This is a genomic window from Nocardioides sp. TRM66260-LWL, from assembly GCF_020075545.1.
Lineage (GTDB): Bacteria > Actinomycetota > Actinomycetes > Propionibacteriales > Nocardioidaceae > Nocardioides.
Genome location: NZ_JAIQZK010000005.1, coordinates 225,272 through 243,007, shown reverse-complemented (window position 1 = coordinate 243,007; position 17,736 = coordinate 225,272). Strand labels below are relative to the sequence as shown.

General features: G+C 71.3%; 17 protein-coding genes. 9 read left to right on the top strand and 8 right to left on the bottom strand.

Annotated features, from left to right (window positions below):
* The gene (locus K8Z61_RS13780) at positions 1-780 is read left to right on the top strand and encodes a 1-acyl-sn-glycerol-3-phosphate acyltransferase (RefSeq protein WP_224130455.1); all 780 of its coding nucleotides are present in this window, start codon (positions 1-3) and stop codon (positions 778-780) included.
* Between the two features lie 54 nt (positions 781-834).
* Here the strand turns inward: K8Z61_RS13780 and K8Z61_RS13775 are convergent, their stop codons facing one another.
* The 8 genes from K8Z61_RS13775 to rpmH all read right to left on the bottom strand — a co-directional run bounded on the left by K8Z61_RS13775 (position 835) and on the right by rpmH (position 5,817).
* A complete protein-coding gene (locus K8Z61_RS13775; protein WP_224130454.1) occupies positions 835-1,839 on the bottom strand; it encodes a ParB/RepB/Spo0J family partition protein in 1,005 nt (334 codons plus the stop codon).
* On the bottom strand, positions 1,836-2,801 hold the full coding sequence (locus K8Z61_RS13770; RefSeq protein WP_308116781.1) for a ParA family protein: 966 nt from the start codon (positions 2,799-2,801) through the stop codon (positions 1,836-1,838). The genes K8Z61_RS13775 and K8Z61_RS13770 overlap by 4 nt, the downstream gene beginning before the upstream one ends.
* A gap of 127 nt (positions 2,802-2,928) precedes the next feature.
* On the bottom strand, positions 2,929-3,639 hold the full coding sequence (gene rsmG, locus K8Z61_RS13765; protein WP_224130453.1) for a 16S rRNA (guanine(527)-N(7))-methyltransferase RsmG: 711 nt from the start codon (positions 3,637-3,639) through the stop codon (positions 2,929-2,931).
* Positions 3,636-4,124 carry a R3H domain-containing nucleic acid-binding protein gene (locus K8Z61_RS13760; protein ID WP_224130452.1) on the bottom strand — a complete coding sequence of 163 codons (489 nt, stop codon included), beginning with the start codon at positions 4,122-4,124 and terminating at the stop codon, positions 3,636-3,638. Before K8Z61_RS13760 ends, rsmG begins: the two co-directional genes overlap by 4 nt.
* On the bottom strand, positions 4,121-5,107 hold the full coding sequence (gene yidC / locus K8Z61_RS13755; RefSeq protein ID WP_224130451.1) for a membrane protein insertase YidC: 987 nt from the start codon (positions 5,105-5,107) through the stop codon (positions 4,121-4,123). The genes K8Z61_RS13760 and yidC overlap by 4 nt, the downstream gene beginning before the upstream one ends.
* 3 nt (positions 5,108-5,110) lie before the next feature.
* Positions 5,111-5,347: a membrane protein insertion efficiency factor YidD gene (yidD, locus tag K8Z61_RS13750; protein WP_224130450.1), complete on the bottom strand. Its 237-nt coding sequence runs from the start codon at positions 5,345-5,347 to the stop codon at positions 5,111-5,113.
* Positions 5,344-5,670 (bottom strand): ribonuclease P protein component, encoded by a 327-nt coding sequence (rnpA, locus tag K8Z61_RS13745; RefSeq protein ID WP_224130449.1) that lies wholly within the window; start codon positions 5,668-5,670, stop codon positions 5,344-5,346. The genes yidD and rnpA overlap by 4 nt, the downstream gene beginning before the upstream one ends.
* 9 nt (positions 5,671-5,679) lie before the next feature.
* The gene (gene rpmH / locus K8Z61_RS13740; RefSeq protein ID WP_134765807.1) at positions 5,680-5,817 is read right to left on the bottom strand and encodes a 50S ribosomal protein L34; all 138 of its coding nucleotides are present in this window, start codon (positions 5,815-5,817) and stop codon (positions 5,680-5,682) included.
* Between the two features lie 457 nt (positions 5,818-6,274).
* Here rpmH and dnaA point away from each other — a divergent pair, with 457 nt between their 5' ends.
* From dnaA to K8Z61_RS13700, 8 genes are all read left to right on the top strand, one after another.
* Complete coding sequence (gene dnaA, locus K8Z61_RS13735; protein WP_224130448.1) at positions 6,275-7,741, top strand: chromosomal replication initiator protein DnaA; 1,467 nt, start codon at positions 6,275-6,277, stop codon at positions 7,739-7,741.
* 396 nt (positions 7,742-8,137) lie between these two features.
* On the top strand, positions 8,138-9,274 hold the full coding sequence (dnaN, locus tag K8Z61_RS13730; RefSeq protein WP_224130447.1) for a DNA polymerase III subunit beta: 1,137 nt from the start codon (positions 8,138-8,140) through the stop codon (positions 9,272-9,274).
* A gap of 127 nt (positions 9,275-9,401) precedes the next feature.
* Entirely contained in the window at positions 9,402-10,301 is a 900-nt protein-coding gene (gene gnd / locus K8Z61_RS13725; protein ID WP_224130446.1) for a phosphogluconate dehydrogenase (NAD(+)-dependent, decarboxylating), read from the top strand.
* A 43-nt stretch (positions 10,302-10,344) separates the two neighbouring features.
* A complete protein-coding gene (recF, locus tag K8Z61_RS13720; RefSeq protein ID WP_224130445.1) occupies positions 10,345-11,505 on the top strand; it encodes a DNA replication/repair protein RecF in 1,161 nt (386 codons plus the stop codon).
* A 55-nt stretch (positions 11,506-11,560) separates the two neighbouring features.
* Positions 11,561-12,124 (top strand): DUF721 domain-containing protein, encoded by a 564-nt coding sequence (locus K8Z61_RS13715; RefSeq protein WP_224130444.1) that lies wholly within the window; start codon positions 11,561-11,563, stop codon positions 12,122-12,124.
* A gap of 282 nt (positions 12,125-12,406) precedes the next feature.
* Positions 12,407-14,494: a DNA topoisomerase (ATP-hydrolyzing) subunit B gene (gene gyrB, locus K8Z61_RS13710; protein ID WP_224130523.1), complete on the top strand. Its 2,088-nt coding sequence runs from the start codon at positions 12,407-12,409 to the stop codon at positions 14,492-14,494.
* 69 nt (positions 14,495-14,563) lie between these two features.
* On the top strand, positions 14,564-17,209 hold the full coding sequence (gene gyrA, locus K8Z61_RS13705; protein ID WP_224130443.1) for a DNA gyrase subunit A: 2,646 nt from the start codon (positions 14,564-14,566) through the stop codon (positions 17,207-17,209).
* Complete coding sequence (locus K8Z61_RS13700) at positions 17,209-17,709, top strand: DUF3566 domain-containing protein (RefSeq protein WP_224130442.1); 501 nt, start codon at positions 17,209-17,211, stop codon at positions 17,707-17,709. The genes gyrA and K8Z61_RS13700 overlap by 1 nt, the downstream gene beginning before the upstream one ends.
* Positions 17,710-17,736 lie beyond the last annotated feature (27 nt).

The following is a 17,736-nucleotide window of genomic DNA, read 5'->3' as shown; positions in this document are numbered from 1 at the left end:
ATGCGCGACTACACCTACCCGGCGGTCATCGTCACGGCGAAGACGCTGTTCCGCGTGCTCGGCCAGCGGTTCATCATGACCGGCACCGAGCACGTCCCGACCTCCGGCGGCGTGATGATGGCCTTCAACCACATCGGCTACGTCGACTTCGTCTACGGCGGTCTCGCGGCCCAGCCGTCCAAGCGCCTGGTGCGCTTCATGGCCAAGCGCGAGATCTTCGACCACCCCGTCGGCGGACCGGTGATGCGCTCGTTCCACCACATCGAGGTCGATCGCGGTGACGGCGTCGCGAGCGCGCAGAAGGCCGTGGAGTACCTGCGGGCCGGCGAGGCCGTCGGCATCTTCCCGGAGGCGACGATCTCCCGCTCCTTCGAGCTCAAGGAGTTCAAGACCGGCGCGGTGCGCATCGCAGCCGAGGCCGGCGTCCCCGTCGTCCCGGTGATCATCTGGGGCACGCACCGGATGATGACCAAGGACCACCCGCGCGACTTCTCCCGGGGCAAGACCATCGCCCTCACCGTCGGCGAGGCGCTCCACCCCACCGGCGACGACCCCGTCGCCGAGACCGCCGCGCTCCGCGAGCGGATGAGCGCGATGCTCGACGACACGATCGCCCGCTATCCCGCCGCGGAGCAGCCGGCCGGCTCGTGGTGGCTCCCGGCGCGCTTCGGCGGCTCGGCGCCGACGCCGGCCGAGGCCGAGGAGCTCGACGCCGCCGAGAAGCGGGCACGGGCCGAGCGCCGTCGCGCCGCGGCCGAGGCACGCCGCCAGGAGAAGTGATCCAGCGATTCATCGCTTTGTCGACAAAGCGATGAATTGCTTCGGCTCCTCGGGTCAGATGGGCCGGTCGGTCCGATTGCGCGGGTCGATGATGTCGACGATGCGGCGCAGGTCGTCCAACGAGGCGAACTCGATCGTCACCTTGCCCTTGCGCTGACCGAGGTCGACCTTGACCCGGGTCTCCAGCCGGTCGCCGAGACGCTCGCTCAGGTCGGAGAGACCCGGTGCGACCGGCTTGGCCCGGCGGACGGGCGTGGGTCGCGCGTCGTCCTCGCCCAGGGCGACGATCTCCTCGAGGCCCCGCACCGAGATGCCCTCGTTGACGACCCGCTGGGCGAGCCGGTCCTGGGCGTCGGAGTCCTGCACGGCGAGCAGGCTGCGCGCGTGGCCCGCCGAGAGGACGCCGGCCGCCACCCGCCGCTGGACGGCGGGGCTGAGCTTGAGGAGGCGCAGCGTGTTGCTGATCTGGGGCCGCGAACGGCCGATCCGCTGGGCGAGCTCCTCGTGGGTGCAGCCGAAGTCCTCGAGCAGCTGCGCGTACGCCGACGCCTCCTCCAGCGGGTTCAGCTGGGAGCGGTGCAGGTTCTCCAGCAGCGCGTCGCGCAGCATGTCGACGTCGTCGGTCTGCCGCACGATCGCGGGGACGCTCGTCAGGCCGGCCTCTTGGGAGGCGCGCCAGCGACGCTCGCCCATGATCAACTCGTAGCGCTCCTCCCCGAGCGAGCGCACGACGATCGGCTGCAGCAGGCCCACCTCACGGATGGAGTGCACGAGCTCGGCCATCGCGTCCTCGTCGAAGACCTGCCGCGGCTGCACACGGTTCGGCGTGATGGCCTCGACGGGCAGCTCGGCGAACCACGCCCCCTCCACCGGGGCGAGCACCGGACCTGTGCTCCCCGGCACCTGCGGCGCCTCCGGAGACTCCGGGGTCCCCGACGACGCCGAGGCCGCGGTGGGGTCGGAGCGCAGCGTGCCGCCGTCGCCTTGCACCGGTGCCGTCGGGATCAGCGATCCGAGACCACGTCCGAGACCTCGGCGGGCAGGGGGACGCTGGGTCATGCGGGGGCTCCTCGGTGGGCGATCTCGCGCGCCGCCTCGAGGTAGCTGAGCGCGCCGGGCGATCCGGGATCGTAGGTCATCACGGTCTGGGCGTAGGACGGCGCCTCGGACACCCGGACGGAGCGCGGGATGGCCGTGTTCAGCACCTGCCCGCCGAAGTGCTCGCGCACCTCGTCCGCCACGCCGGCGGACAGCCGCGTACGCGCGTCGTACATCGTGATCAGGATGGTCGACACCGTGAGGGTCGGGTTCAGGTGCGCCTTGACCATCTCGACCGTCTCGAGGAGCTGACCGAGGCCCTCGAGGGCGTAGTACTCGGCCTGGATCGGGATCATCATCTCCGCTGCGGCGCACAACGCGTTGAGCGTGAGCAGGCCGAGGGACGGCGGGCAGTCGATGAGGACGTAGTCGAACCGCTCGTCGCCGGCCTCCGCGCCCACACGAGGGTGTCCGAGGATCGCCTTGCGCAGGCGTCCCTCCCGCGCGACGACGCTGACGAGCTCGATCTCGGCGCCCGCGAGGTCGATCGTCGCCGGGACGACCCACAATCCCGGGAGGTCCGGGCACTCGACGGCGACCTCGACGAGCGGCTGACCGTCGACGAGCGCGTCGTACGTCGACGGGGTTCCGCGTCGGTGCTCGATGTTGAGGGCCGTCGAGGCGTTGCCCTGGGGGTCCAGGTCGATCACGAGCACGCGCTGTCCCTGCTGGGCGAGAGCTGCGGCGACGTTCACCGTGGTCGTCGTCTTGCCGACGCCGCCCTTCTGGTTGGCCACCACGAAGATCCGGGTGGCCGCGGGCCGCGGCAGCGGGGGCCGCAGTCGTGCGCCCTCGCGCACCAGCAGGCTGTGCTCGGTGGCGCGGGCCAGAGGAGTCTCGTCGTCGTGCAGGGGCGCCGGATGCTCGGCGAGATCGCCGGCAGTGCGGATCGGGTACGTCGGTCGGCTGGCCTCGTCGGGCACGGTCCGGACCTCCTCGTTTCACGTGAAACAACGGGCTGCACCTTGAGGTGCGCCTGTGGACAACGACCACCGAACGGTGGACAACCAGCCGATCTGAGCGGGAGACGACCGGTGGAAAACCCTCGCCTCAGCGCCGACGACGGGAGGTCGCACCGCTGCGGCTGCGAGCGCCCCACACTATCGCCGTCCGGCTCGCCCACCGAACTGAGACCACGGTGATCGACTCCGCCCCGGCCTCCTCGATCGTCTCCACCTCTGGCTTCGCCGAGCCCTTGCGCCCCAGCACCGCCGCACACGAGGCCACCTCGCTCTCCGCGGACGAGCCCTTGAGAGCGAGCATCCGGCCCTCGCCTGCGACGAGCGGCATGCACCAGTCCGCCAGACGCTCGAGAGGCGCCACCGCCCGCGATGTGACGACATCGAAGCGACGACGGCCGTGCAGGCTGTCGGCCCGCCCCCGGTGCACCTCGACGTTGTCCAGCCCGAGCTCCGCGACGACCTCCTCGAGGAAGGTGGTCCGGCGCAGCAGCGGCTCGATCAACGTGACCTCGAGATCAGGCCGCGCGATGCCGAGGACGAGACCGGGCAGCCCCGCGCCGGTGCCGACGTCCGCGACGGACGCGCCAGATCCGATCGACCGGTGCAGCAGGCCACAGTTGACGAGATGCCGATCCCAGAGCCGCGGCACCTCACGCGGGCCGATCAGCCCCCGGACCACGCCGTCGTCAGCCAGCCGGGACGCGTAGGCCTCCATCAGCGAGAGCCGTTCAACAGCGAACACCCGCCGTGCCACTTCCGGCACGACGGGTGTTTCACGTGAAACCTCGGGATCGGTCACTCCGGGAGGACCACCACGAAGCGACGGGGCTCGACGCCCTCGGACTCCGAGCTCAGACCGGCCTCCGCCACGGCGTCGTGCACGACCTTGCGCTCGAACGGCGACATCGGGTCGAGGCGCACCGCCTGACCGGACTCCCGCGCCCGAGACACGGCGTCGGCCGCGATCGCCGCGAGCTCCTCGCGTCGCTTGGCACGGAAGCCCGACACGTCGAGCATCAGCCGCGACCGCTCACCGGTCTCCCGGTAGACCGCCAGCCGGGTGAGCTCCTGGAGGGCGTCGAGGACGACGCCGTCCGAGCCCACGAGGTGCTGCAGGTCGGCACCGACGATCGAGACCGCCGCACGGTCGCCGTCGACATCGATGTCGAGATCGCCGTCGAGGTCGGCGATGTCGAGCAGCTCCTCGAGGTAGTCGGCGGCGACGTCACCCTCCCGCTCGAGCTGCTGGAGACGCCCTCCGGGCGCCGTGGTCTCCTCGGTCACTTGCGACCTCCCTTGTTCGGCGGGGCGGACCCCTTGCGCTGCTGCTTGGTCATCCGCTTCGGCTGCTGACGTGTGGCCGGGCGCGGCGGCTCCGGCACCGACTCAGTCGCCTCCTCGACGACCGCGCCGTGCTTGCGGGCCTTCGCCCGGTCGCGCTCGGCCTTCGCCGCGGCCGCCGGGGTGCCGGGAGCGGGGTTGTTGCGGATCACGTAGAACTGCTGGCCCATCGTCCAGATGTTGCTGGTGGTCCAGTACAGGAGCACGCCCACGGGGAACGCCACGCCGCCGAGGCCGAAGGCCACGGGCAAGACGTAGAGCAGCATCTTCTGCTGCTGCGCGTACGGGCCGCTCAGCGCGTCGGCCGGCATGTTCTTGGCCATCAGCTGACGCTGGGTGAGGAAGGTGGTCGCCGTCATCGACAGCACCAGGATCAGCGCCAGCACCATGACGAGCCCATCCGGCGTCGGGCCCCACGTCCGCGCCGCCCAGAAGCTCTCCGAGATCGGGATGTTGCCGAAGATCCGGCTCTGACCGAAGGACCGCGCGAGGTCGACGGTCAGGAAGCCATGCGCGGTGTTGTTCTTCGCCGCCTGGTCGAGCAGCCGGAACAGCGTGAAGAAGATCGGCATCTGCAGGAGGATCGGCAGGCAGGACGCGAACGGGTTGGTGCCCGAGTCCTTGTACAGCTTCATCGTCTCCTGGGCGAGACGCTCGCGGTCGTGGCCGTACTTCTTCTGCAGCTCGCGCACCTGAGGCTGGATGAGCTGCATGTTGCGGCTGGACTTGATCTGCTTGACGAACAGCGGGATCAGCAGCGCGCGGATGGTCAGCGTCAGGCCGATGATCGACAGCGCCCAGGCCGAGCCGCCGTCCGGGTCGAGCCCGACGAGCGTGAACAGCTCGTGCCAGGCCAGCAGGACGGCCGAGATCGCGTAGTAGAGCGGGGTGGCGATGAAGCCGCCGATGTCTCCGATGAAACCCACCGGTCAGACTCCTTCTCGGGTTGCGGGGGAGTGCGGCACGGGGTCGTAGCCCCCGGCCGCCCACGGATGACAGCGGCCGAGCCGCCGCAGCGCGAGCCAGCTGCCGCGCAGCGAGCCGTGCACCTGCACCGCCTCGAGGGCGTAGGCCGAGCAGGAGGGGTGGTACCGGCAGACCTGGCCGTAGAGCGGGCTGATGAGCGCACGGTACGCACGCAGCAGCGCGATCAGGAGGAGTCTCACGGGCACACCCGCTGGAGACAACGATCGAGGTCGGCGCCGAGTTGCGCCGAGGAGGACGTCGCGGCGGCCGGCTGGGCCCGCACGACGACGATCGAGCCGTCGAGGTGCGCCAAGCGCTCGGCCACGAGCGCGCGAAGACGACGCTTGACCCGGTTGCGGACCACGGCGTTGCCGACTCCCTTGCTCACGACGAAGCCGACGCGCACCGGCGCTGCGCCCTCGAGCGCATGCACGACCACCGAAGCAGACCCGGCTCGCCGCCCTCGACGGGTGGCGAGCCGGAAGTCCTGGGGATCACGCAGCCGGTGCTGCGACGGCAGCACGCGCGTCGATCAGACGGCGAGGCTCTTGCGACCCTTGCGGCGGCGGTCCGAGAGGATCGCGCGCCCGGCGCGGGTGCGCATGCGCAGGCGGAAGCCGTGCACCTTGTGACGGCGACGGTTGTTGGGCTGGTAGGTGCGCTTGCTCACGAGCGTGCCTCTTTCGATGGGAAGTGGTTCTGCGATGGCCGTTCGGCTGGCACCGCCCACCCACGCCGCTCCCGGCATGGACATGCGGCACCGGTCGCACCGGTGACCACGAAACGGTACGCGTCCGCGCGAAGGGGGGTCAAACCGGCGCGACGCCCGTCCATCCCACCGCCGCCGCGCCTGTGGATGAATCCTTGCCGGTGCGAGGTCGCGCCGACTACCTTCGGGGCTCCTCCCGGGGCGGCGAGGCGCGGTCGAAGGAGACCCCGCATCGCCGGCACTCCGAGCGCCTTGATCCGGGAACTGTGCACATGACCTGCACGAACGCGGTGGTGAGTGCGGTCCGGTCCGACGCCGGCGGTCGCGCACCCCGACCCCCGGGCGGTCGATGCACAACCTGTGGAAAATACTGTGGACGTGCGACGGCGCCGGTCGTCGCGGACGGAGGGACAGCGGCATGGACGACGTACGGGAGCAAGGCGACGACGCCCGCCTGCACCGCACCTGGCGCGACGTCCTCGGCGAGCTCCAGCCGCACCAGGCCGCCTGGGTGCGCAACAGCGAGCCGGTCACCCTCCACGGCAACACCGCCATCGTCGCGGTGCCGGACGACTTCACCCGGGGCCAGCTCGAGGGACGCCTGCGGGGTCAGCTCGAGAACGCGCTGAGCGAGCGCTTCGGCCGCGAGATCCGCATCGCCGTCACGGTCAACCCCGAGCTCGAGGTCGACGCCACGCCGCCGCGACCGGCCGTCAGCGCCGTGCCCGACCCCGTCGAGGACGCCCGCGCAGAGGCCCCCACGTCCTGGCCGCAGCCGATTCAGGACGACTTGTCGACATATCGATCTGACGACCCGGTGGCGCCCGTCCGCGCCGCAGGCGCCCCCGAGACCCGCCTCAACCCGAAGTACACCTTCGAGACCTTCGTCATCGGCTCCTCCAACCGCTTCCCGCACGCGGCCGCCGTGGCCGTCGCCGAGGCGCCGGGCAAGGCCTACAACCCGCTGCTCGTCTACGGCGACTCCGGACTCGGCAAGACCCACCTGCTCCACGCCATCGGCCACTACGTCCGCTCGCTCTACTCCGGCGCGGCCGTGCGCTACGTCTCGAGCGAGGAGTTCACCAACGAGTTCATCAACGCCATCCGCGACGACCGGCAGGACCGCTTCAAGCGCCGGTACCGCGACGTCGACGTGCTGCTGATCGACGACATCCAGTTCCTGGAGGGGAAGACCCAGACGCAGGAGGAGTTCTTCCACACCTTCAACACGCTCCACAACGCGAACAAGCAGATCGTGCTCACCTCCGACCGCGCGCCCAAGCGCCTCGAGGCGCTCGAGGACCGACTGCGCAACCGGTTCGAGTGGGGCCTGATCACCGACGTCCAGCCGCCCGACCTCGAGACCCGCATCGCGATCCTGCGCAAGAAGGCGGCGATGGACCGGCTCACCGCGCCGCCGGACGTGCTCGAGTTCATCGCCTCGAAGATCCACACCAACATCCGCGAGCTCGAGGGCGCGCTCATCCGCGTCACCGCCTTCGCCGCCCTCAACCGGCAGGAGGTCGACATGACCCTCGCCGAGATCGTGCTGAAGGACCTGATCCCCGAGGGCGGCGAGCCCGAGATCACCGCCGGGCTGATCATCGCCCAGACGGCCGCCTACTTCGGGCTCTCGATCGAGGAGCTCACCGGGCCGAGCCGCGGGCGCCACCTGGTGATGGCCCGCCAGATCGCCATGTACCTGTGCCGCGAGCTGACCGACCTGTCGCTGCCGAAGATCGGTGCGCAGTTCGGCAACCGAGACCACACCACCGTCATGTACGCCGACCGGAAGATCAACCAGCTGCTCGCCGAGCGACGCGCGGTCTTCAACCAGGTCTCCGAGCTGACCAACCGCGTCAAGATGCAGGCCCGCCAGGCCTGAGTCGCCCTGTGGACGACGCCCTCCTCGAGGTGCGAACTACACGGGGAGGATCTGTGACGCCCCCGGCGCCGAGCCCACACGGCCGCGTCGAGGCCCACACCCGGGGTCGGGTCGCCCACATCCCGTGCACACCCGGCTGTGCACGGCGATCGCGCCGCACGACCTGCGATGACGTCATTCGTCCACAGAGTCCACAGACGCTATGACGACCATGGACCTCCACACGCACCAGGTCCTCCACCTCCACCACCCGGGCCCCTCCCTGGGGATGACGCCCACCGAGTCGAGCAAGCGGCGCCCCTCGCAGCGGGACCACCAGCGCCCGCCCCTCGCACGGTCCCGACGCGCATGGCAGGATTCGGCACCCACCCGCTCTCACGTCGAAGGACCGCTCCTGTGAAGTTCCGCGTCGAACGCGACGTGCTGGCCGACGCCGTCGCCTGGGCCGCGCGCAGCCTCCCCGCCCGCCCGAGCAACCCCGTCCTGGCCGGCCTGCTGATCACCGCGGGCGACGAGGGCCTGGTGCTGTCGACCTTCGACTACGAGACCTCCGCGCGCGCCACGCTCACCGCCGAGGTCACCACGCCCGGCACGGTGCTGGTCAGTGGACGCCTGCTCGCCGACATCTGCCGCAGCCTCCCGGCCAAGCCGGTCGACATGGTCCTCGACGGCGCCCGCGTGTCGCTGACCTGCGGCTCGGCGCGCTTCAGCCTCCAGACGATGCCGGTCTCCGACTACCCGACGCTGCCCGACATGCCGGGCGCCACCGGCACGGTCGACGGCGAGGTGTTCGCCCACGCGGTGAGCCAGGCCGTCACCGCCGCCGGCCGCGACGACATGCTGCCGGTGCTCACCGGCGTCCGCCTGGAGATCGACGGCGACACGATCTCGCTGCTCGCCACCGACCGCTTCCGCCTCAGCCAGCGCGAGATCACCTGGAGCCCGCGCACCCCCGACCTCACCCTCGCCGCGCTCATCCCGGCCAAGGTGCTCGGCGACACCGCCAAGGCGCTGGCCGGCAGCGGAGAGGTGACGATCGCGCTCTCGGCCGGTGGTCAGGGCGAGGGCATCATCGGCTTCGAGGGCGCGGCTCCCGGCGGCGTCCGCCGCACCACGACCCGCCTCCTCGACGGCGAGTTCCCGAAGGTCCGCAGCCTCTTCCCCGCCGAGCACCTCACGATCGCGACGGTCGACAAGGCCGCGCTGGTCGAGTCGGTCAAGCGCGTCGCGCTGGTGGCCGAGCGCAACACCGCGGTGCAGCTCGCGTTCGCCGACGGCGTCCTGACCCTCGACGCCGGCTCCGGCGACGAGGCCCAGGCCTCGGAGTCGATCGAGGCGAGCATCTCCGGCGACGACCTCACCACCGGCTTCAACCCGCAGTTCCTGCTCGACGGCCTCGGCGCGATCGACGAGGGCAGCGTCGAGCTGGCCTTCACCCAGGCGTCCAAGCCGGTGGTGCTCAGCGGCCACCGCGACGACGGGCAGGACGCCGGCTTCCGGTACCTGCTGATGCCGCGCCGCCTGCTGTCCTGACGCCCCGTGACCCGGCCGACCCGTCCGGGTCTCACCGACGTCATCTCACGCGAGTAGCGTCGCCGCCGCCGGACACCGGCACCCAGCAGACATCAGCGGGCCCCGCCCAGCGCAGGAGGAGTGACACGTGGACATCGGACTCGTCGGTCTCGGCAAGATGGGCGGCAACATGCGCACCCGGCTGCGTCAGGCCGGGCACACCGTGGTCGGCTTCGACCGCAACCCCGACCTGGCGGACGTCGACTCGCTCGCCGCGCTCGTCGAGGCGCTCCCGGCGCCCCGCGTCGTGTGGGTGATGGTCCCCGCCGGCGATCCGACCCACCAGACGATCGACGAGCTCGCCGACCTGCTCTCCGAGGGCGACCTGGTCGTCGACGGCGGCAACTCCAAGTACACCGACGACGCCGCCCACGCCGAGCAGCTCGCGCAGCGCGGCATCGGCTTCGTCGACTGCGGCGTCTCCGGCGGCGTGTGGGGCCTGCAGAACGGCTACGCGCTCATGGTCGGCGGCCCGGCCGAGCAGATCGCGCTCGTCCAGCCCGCCCTCGACGCGCTCAAGCCGGCCGACGGCGGCTTCGTCCACGCCGGCTCCAAGCCGGGCGCGGGCCACTTCGCCAAGATGGTCCACAACGGCATCGAGTACGCGATGATGCAGGCCTACGCCGAGGGCTGGGAGCTGCTCGAGGCCACCGACCTCGTCGAGAACGTGCCCGAGGTGTTCGGCTCCTGGCGCCAGGGCACGGTCATCCGCTCCTGGCTGCTCGACCTCCTGGTCAACGCGCTCGACGAGGACGCCCACCTCGACGCCCTGCGCGGCTACGCCGACGACTCCGGCGAGGGCCGGTGGACCGTCGAGGCGGCCATCGACCACGCCGTGCCGATGCACGTCATCGCGGCCTCGCTCTTCGCCCGCTTCACCTCCCGCCAGGACGACAGCCCGGCGATGAAGGCGATCGCGGCGATGCGCAACCAGTTCGGCGGTCACGCCGTGCACGCCGGCCCGCCGGCCGGCGGCGACGCGTCCTGATCGCTCCCGCCCGTCCCGTCCCGACCCCCGACCGGATCCGCCCATGCACGTCTCGCACCTGACGCTGCACGACTTCCGCAGCTACGGCGCGGTCGACGTGGCGCTGGAGCCGGGCGTCACGGCGTTCGTCGGTCGCAACGGCCAGGGGAAGACGAACCTGGTCGAGGCGATCGACTACCTCTCACGGCTCTCCTCGCACCGCGTCGCGACCGACGCGCCGCTGGTGCGGTCGGGCGCGCCGCAGGCCGTCGTCCGGGCCGCGGTGGTGAAGGACGGACGCACGGCGGTGCTCGAGGTCGAGATCAACCCCGGTCGGGCCAACCGCGGTCGCATCAACCGCTCGCCGCTGCCGAAGGTGCGCGACCTCGTCGGCCTCGTGCGCACGGTCGTCTTCGCCCCGGACGACCTGACGCTGGTCAAGGGAGACCCGTCCGACCGGCGACGCTTCCTCGACGACCTGCTGGTGCTGCGCATCCCGCGGCTGGCCGGCGCCCGGGCCGACTACGAGCGGATCCTGCGCCAGCGCAACACCCTGCTCAAGACCGCCGGCGCGGCCCGTCGCGGCGGCGAGGGCGCCCTGGCCACGCTCGGGGTCTGGGACGAGAGCCTGGCCCGGGTCGGCGGCGAGCTGCTGGCGCACCGGCTGCGGCTCGTCGACGACCTGCGTCCCTTCGTCGGCACCGCCTACGAGGCCGTGGCACGCGGGGCCCGGCGCGACGACGCCGCGATCGAGTACCGCGCCTCCGTCGGCGTGCCGGACGATCGGGAGCAGCGCACCGCGTCGACGCTGGCCGAGGCGATCCTCGCCGGCATCGAGGAGCGACGCCGCGACGAGCTCGACCGCGGCGTCTCCCTCGTCGGCCCGCACCGCGACGAGCTGCTGCTCTCCCTGGGCCACGGCGACGCGGACGGCTCGACCCGGCTGCCGGTCAAGGGGTACGCCAGTCACGGCGAGTCCTGGTCGTTCGCGCTGGCGCTGCGGCTGGCGTCCTACGAGCTGCTGCGGGCCGACGGCGACGACCCGATCCTGGTGCTCGACGACGTCTTCGCCGAGCTCGACACCGGGCGCCGCGCGCAGCTCGCCGAGCTGGTCGCCGGGGCCGAGCAGGTGCTCGTCACGGCCGCCGTGCCCGAGGACGTGCCGCCCGCGCTCGCCGGCGTCCGCTACACCGTGGCGGACGGGACGGTGACGCGTGACGCCTGAGGACCAGGAGGACCGGACCGAGCCTGACCCGAGTTCGGTGGTCGAGCGGGGTTCGGTGGACGAGCGGGGTTCGGCGGTCGAGCCTGTCGAGACCCACCGCGACGACGGCCTCGACCTCGCGCGTGACGCCATGCGCTCCGCGGCGGGCAGCACGCCCCGCGCGACCCGGCGTCGTCGCCCGGGCAAGGCCGGCGGGGCCGGCCGCGTCGAGGAGTCCAACGCCCGCGGCCGCTCCGGCTTCAGCGGCGCGCACCCCGACGAGCGCGACCCGCAGCTGCTCGACGCCACCTTCTCCCGCCTCGTCCGCGACCGCGGCTGGGCGCTCGACCTGCGCGTGCACGGCCTCTTCGCCCGCTGGCCCGAGGTGGTCGGCGCCGAGATCGCCTCGCACTGCACGCCGGAGTCGTTCGTCGACGGCCGGCTGCTGGTGCGCACCGACTCCACCGCGTGGGCCACGCAGCTGCGTCTGCTGACCCCGCAGGTGATGCGTCGGCTCGCCGAGGAGCTCGGCGAGGGGGCCGTCACGACGCTCGAGGTCGCCGGCCCGCACGCGCCCAGCTGGAGCAAGGGGCGCCGCTCGGTGCGCGGCGCCCGAGGCCCCCGCGACACCTACGGCTGAGGCCGCCGCAGGGGCGTCACGGCGGCCGTCGGACGTTGGGGGGAGTAGGTCGGGACCCCCGCGGCGGCTCTCACGGGCCTTCCCGGGCCGCTCGGAGGCCTTCTGGCGACGTGGGGGACGCCCTGTGCACAGGTCGCGGGCCCGTCTGACGTGGCCACGGGCCCTTCTGCCGGTAGGCTGGGAGGAGTCCGCGCGCGCGGGCGAGCCCGCCAGGCTCGGGGTCGAGCCGGAACAGAAGAGGTGCACGTGACCGATCAGGCTCCGGCGACCGACGCCGGCACCGTGGCCGCGACGACGACGACCGCCGATGCGGGCGCGGTGCCCGACGAGGTGTCCTACGACGCGTCGGCGATCCAGGTCCTCGAGGGCCTCGAGGCCGTGCGCAAGCGTCCCGGCATGTACATCGGCTCCACCGGCGAGCGCGGCCTGCACCACCTCGTGTGGGAGATCGTCGACAACGCCGTGGACGAGGCGCTGGCCGGCCACTGCGACCGCATCGTCGTCACCCTGCTCGCCGACGGCGGCGTGCGGGTCGAGGACAACGGCCGCGGCATCCCCACCGACACCGCGCCCGGGCAGGAGCTGCCCGCCGTCACGATCGCGCTCACCGTGCTACACGCCGGCGGCAAGTTCGGCGGCGGCGGCTACAAGGTGTCCGGCGGCCTGCACGGCGTCGGCATCTCGGTGGTCAACGCGCTGTCGAGCCACCTGATCGTCGAGGTGCGCAACCGCGGCCACGAGTGGCGTCAGACCTTCAGCCTCGGCGACCCCGACGGCCCGCTGCAGCAGGTGCGTCCGATGGCCGAGGGCGAGCGCACCGGCACGACCGTCACCTTCTACCCGAGCCCCGACATCTTCGAGACCACGGTGTACTCGCTGGAGACCATCACCACCCGCATCCGCGAGATGGCCTTCCTCAACAAGGGCCTCGAGATCGTCGTGCGCGACGAGCGCCCGGACGCGGCGGGCATCGTCGACGCCGTCGAGGGCGAGACCGGCGCGGCCGAGGCCGGCCAGGACGTCGAGACCGCCGGCATCGGCCGCTCGCACACCGGCGGCCTGGAGCAGGTGTTCAAGTTCGACCGCGGCCTGGTCGACTACGTCGAGCACATCAACCGCAAGAAGCAGGTGGCCAACCCGTCGGTCATCAGCTTCGAGGCCGAGACGCCCGAGTCGGTCGAGAACCACATGAGCGTCGAGATCGCGATGCAGTGGAACACCTCGTACACCGAGTCGGTCCACACCTTCGCCAACACCATCAACACCCACGAGGGCGGCACGCACGAGGAGGGCTTCCGTGCGGCGCTCACCTCGCTGATCAACAACGCCGGCCTCGAGTGGGGCCTGATGAAGAAGCCCGACGACCGCGTCAGCGGCGACGACATCCGCGAGGGCCTCACCGCGATCATCTCGGTCAAGATCGGCGAGCCGCAGTTCGAGGGCCAGACCAAGACCAAGCTCGGCAACACCGAGGCCAAGGGCTTCGTGCAGCGCGTGGTCAACGACCAGCTCGGCGCGTGGCTGGAGCAGAACCCCGCGGAGGGCAAGGACATCGTCCGCAAGGCGCAGGCCGCGGCGTCCGCCCGCATCGCCGCGCGGAAGGCGCGCGACCTCGCCCGCTCGCGCAAGGGCTTCGGCTCCGGCGGCGGTCTGCCCGGCAAGCTCTCGGACTGCCAGTCGACGAACCCCGAGGAGTGCGAGGTCTTCATCGTCGAGGGCGACTCCGCCGGCGGCTCGGCGCGGCAGGGCCGCGATCCGCGCATCCAGGCGATCCTCCCGATCCGCGGCAAGATCCTCAACGTCGAGAAGGCGCGCATCGACAAGGTGCTCGGCAACACCGAGGTGCAGTCGATCATCTCCGCGCTCGGCACCGGCATCCACGACGAGTTCTCGATCGAGAAGCTGCGCTACCACAAGGTCGTGCTGATGGCCGACGCCGACGTCGACGGCCACCACATCAACACGCTCCTGCTGACGCTGCTGTTCCGGTTCATGAAGCCGCTGATCGAGGGCGGCTACGTCTACATGGCCCAGCCGCCGCTGTACCGCCTGCGGTGGAACAAGCCGGCCGAGCACGAGTTCGTCTACTCCGACGCCGAGCGCGACGCGCTGATGCGCGCGGGTCTCGAGGCCGGCAAGAAGCTGCCCAAGGAGAACCCGGTGCAGCGCTACAAGGGCCTCGGCGAGATGAACGCCAAGGAGCTGTGGGAGACCACCATGGACCCCGACAACCGGCTCATGCTCCAGGTCACCCTCGACGACGCCGCACACGCCGACGAGATCTTCTCGATCCTCATGGGCGAGGACGTCGAGCAGCGCCGCTCCTTCATCCAGCGCAACGCCAAGGACGTCCGATTCCTGGACATCTAGGTCTGGGGCCGTATCCCGCCCTCTACCGCCAGCCCTAGACACTCCTAGATCCAGACAGAGAGACTGATCGTGACCGAGACGCCCACCGACGGCACCGTTCCTCCCACCGGCGGCCGCGTCGAGCCCGTCGAGCTGCAGACCTCGATGCAGCGCGCGTACATCGACTACGCGATGGCCGTCATCGTCGGCCGGGCGCTGCCCGACGTCCGCGACGGCCTCAAGCCGGTGCACCGCCGCGTCCTGTACGCGATGTACGACGGCGGGTACCGGCCCGACCGCGGCTTCTCCAAGTGCAGCCGCGTCGTCGGCGACGTCATGGGTCAGTACCACCCGCACGGCGACTCCGCGATCTACGACACCCTCGTGCGCCTGGCGCAGCCGTGGGTCATGCGCGCGCCCCTGATCCAGGGCCAGGGCAACTTCGGCTCGCCGGGCAACGACGCCGCGGCGGCCATGCGGTACACCGAATGCCGCATGGCGCCGCTGGCGATGGAGATGGTCCGCGACATCGACGAGGAGACCGTCGACTTCCAGCCGAACTACGACGGCCGCTCGCAGGAGCCCGTCGTCCTGCCGTCGCGGTTCCCGAACCTGCTGGTCAACGGCTCGGCCGGCATCGCGGTCGGCATGGCCACCAACATCCCGCCGCACAACCTGCGCGAGGTCGCCGAGGGCGCGAAGTGGGCGCTGGAGCACCCGGACGCCTCCCGCGAGGAGCTGCAGGACGCCCTGATCGAGCGGGTCAAGGGCCCCGACTTCCCCAACGGCGCGCTGATCGTCGGCACCGCCGGCATCGAGCAGGCCTACCGCACCGGTCGCGGCTCGATCACTCAGCGCGCGGTGATCGAGGTCGACGAGGACGCCCGCGGCCGCACCTGCCTGGTGATCACCGAGCTGCCGTACATGGTGAACCCCGACAACCTGGCCGAGAAGATCGCCGACCTGGCGCTCTCGGGCAAGGTGCAGGGCATCTCGGATGTCCGTGACGACACCTCCGACCGCACCGGCCAGCGGCTGGTCGTCGTGCTCAAGCGCGACGCCGTGGCCCGCGTCGTCCTGAACAACCTGCTCAAGCACACCGAGCTGCAGACCAACTTCAGCGCCAACATGCTGGCGCTGGTCGACGGCGTGCCGCGCACGCTGACGATCGACCAGTTCATCTCCAACTGGGTCGAGCACCAGATCGAGGTCATCCGCCGGCGCACCGAGTTCCGGCTGCGCAAGGCCGAGGAGCGCGCCCACATCCTGCGCGGCCTCGTGAAGGCGCTCGACATGCTCGACGAGGTGATCGCGCTGATCCGGCGCAGCCCCGAGGTCGACGACGCGCGTCAGGGCCTGATCGAGCTGCTGGAGATCGACGAGATCCAGGCCAACGCGATCCTCGACATGCAGCTGCGGCGGCTGGCCGCGCTCGAGCGGCAGAAGATCATCGACGACCTGGCCGAGATCGAGCGCACCATCGCCGACCTCCAGGACATCCTCGCCAACGTCGCGCGGCAGCGTCAGATCGTCTCCGACGAGCTCACCGAGATCGTCGACAAGTACGGCGACGAGCGGCGCAGCCAGATCATCGCGGCCGACGGCGACCTCTCGATGGAGGACCTCATCCCCGACGAGGAGCTCGTCGTCTCCATCACCCGCGGCGGGTACGCCAAGCGCACCCAGCGGCACGCGTACCGCACGCAGAAGCGGGGCGGCAAGGGCGTGCGCGGCGCGACGCTGCGCGGCGACGACGTCGTCGAGCACTTCATCGCGACCACCAACCACCACTGGCTGCTGTTCTTCACCACGGCCGGCCGGGTCTACCGCACGAAGGCCTACAACCTGCCCGAGGCGGCGCGCGACGCGAAGGGCGGGCACGTCGCCGGGCTGCTGTCGTTCCAGCCCGACGAGTCGATCGCGCAGGTGCTGGCGATCCGCGACTACGAGCAGGCGCCGTACCTGGTGCTCGCCACCCGCGCGGGCCTGGTGAAGAAGACCCGCCTGGGCGACTACAACTCGCCGCGGCAGGCCGGCGTCATCGCGATCAACTTCCGCGACGACGACGACGAGCTGATCGGCGCCGAGCTGGTCTTCCCCGAGGACGAGATCCTGCTGGTCTCGCGCCGCGGCCAGGCCGTGAGGTTCTCGGCGGCCGACGAGCAGCTGCGTCCGATGGGCCGCGCCACGTCCGGCGTCCGCGGCATGGAGCTCGGCGGCGAGGACGCCGTCCTGTCGATGTCGGTGATCCGCGCAGCGCAGGCGCAGGCCGAGGACTCCGACGAGAACGTCCAGTACGTCTTCACCATGACCGACGGCGGCTTCGCCAAGCGCACCCGCATCAGCGACTACCGGCTCACCAACCGCGGCACCAAGGGCGTCAAGGCGATGGCCCTGGCCAACGAGGACCGCGGCGGCCTGGTCGGCGCGTTCATCGTCGAGGACGGCGACGAGATCCTCTCGATCACCCAGGGCGGCCAGGTGGTGCGCAGCCCGATCAACGAGGAGTTCCGTCCGACCGGCCGTTCGACGCAGGGCGTGAAGTTCGTGTCCTTCCGCTCCGGCGACGCCGTGGCGGTGGTGACCCGTTCGGTCGAGGCGAAGGCCGACGACGAGGAGGACGCTGCGGGCGCGGATGCAACAATCGCCGCAGACGACGAGTCGCAGGTCCCGGACGCCGGTGCCGAGGCCGGCGTCGCCACGGACGCCACGACCGACGGGGAGGACCAGGCCTGATGGCTGGTACCGCACGCAGCGACGACACGGCCGCCCAGGCCCCCGCCACCGAGCAGCTGAACACGCGGCTGCAGTCGATGGCCGAGGCCGGCGGCCCGGCCGCGAAGGCGACGGCCGACGCGCGCCGCAACCCGCGTCGGGCCCGGCTGCGGCTCTCGACGATCGACCCGTGGTCGGTCATGAAGACCTCCTTCCTACTGGCCGTCGCCTTCGCGATCGTCAGCGTGGTGGCCGTCCTCATGGTCTGGACGGTGCTGAGCGCCGCCGGCGTCTGGGAGTCGATCAACCAGACGGTGCGCGACATCGTCGGCGGCGACACCGCGCAGAGGTTCGACGTCACCGACTACCTCGGCACCAGCCGCGTCCTGGGCTTCACGATGGTCGTCTCGGCGATCAACGTCGTGCTGATCACCGCCGTTGCGACCCTCGCGGCGTTCCTCTACAACATGGCCGCCTCGCTGCTCGGCGGCATCGAGGTCACCCTCTCCGAGGACGCCTGAGCCGACCGCCGCACCGTTTTGTCGGCG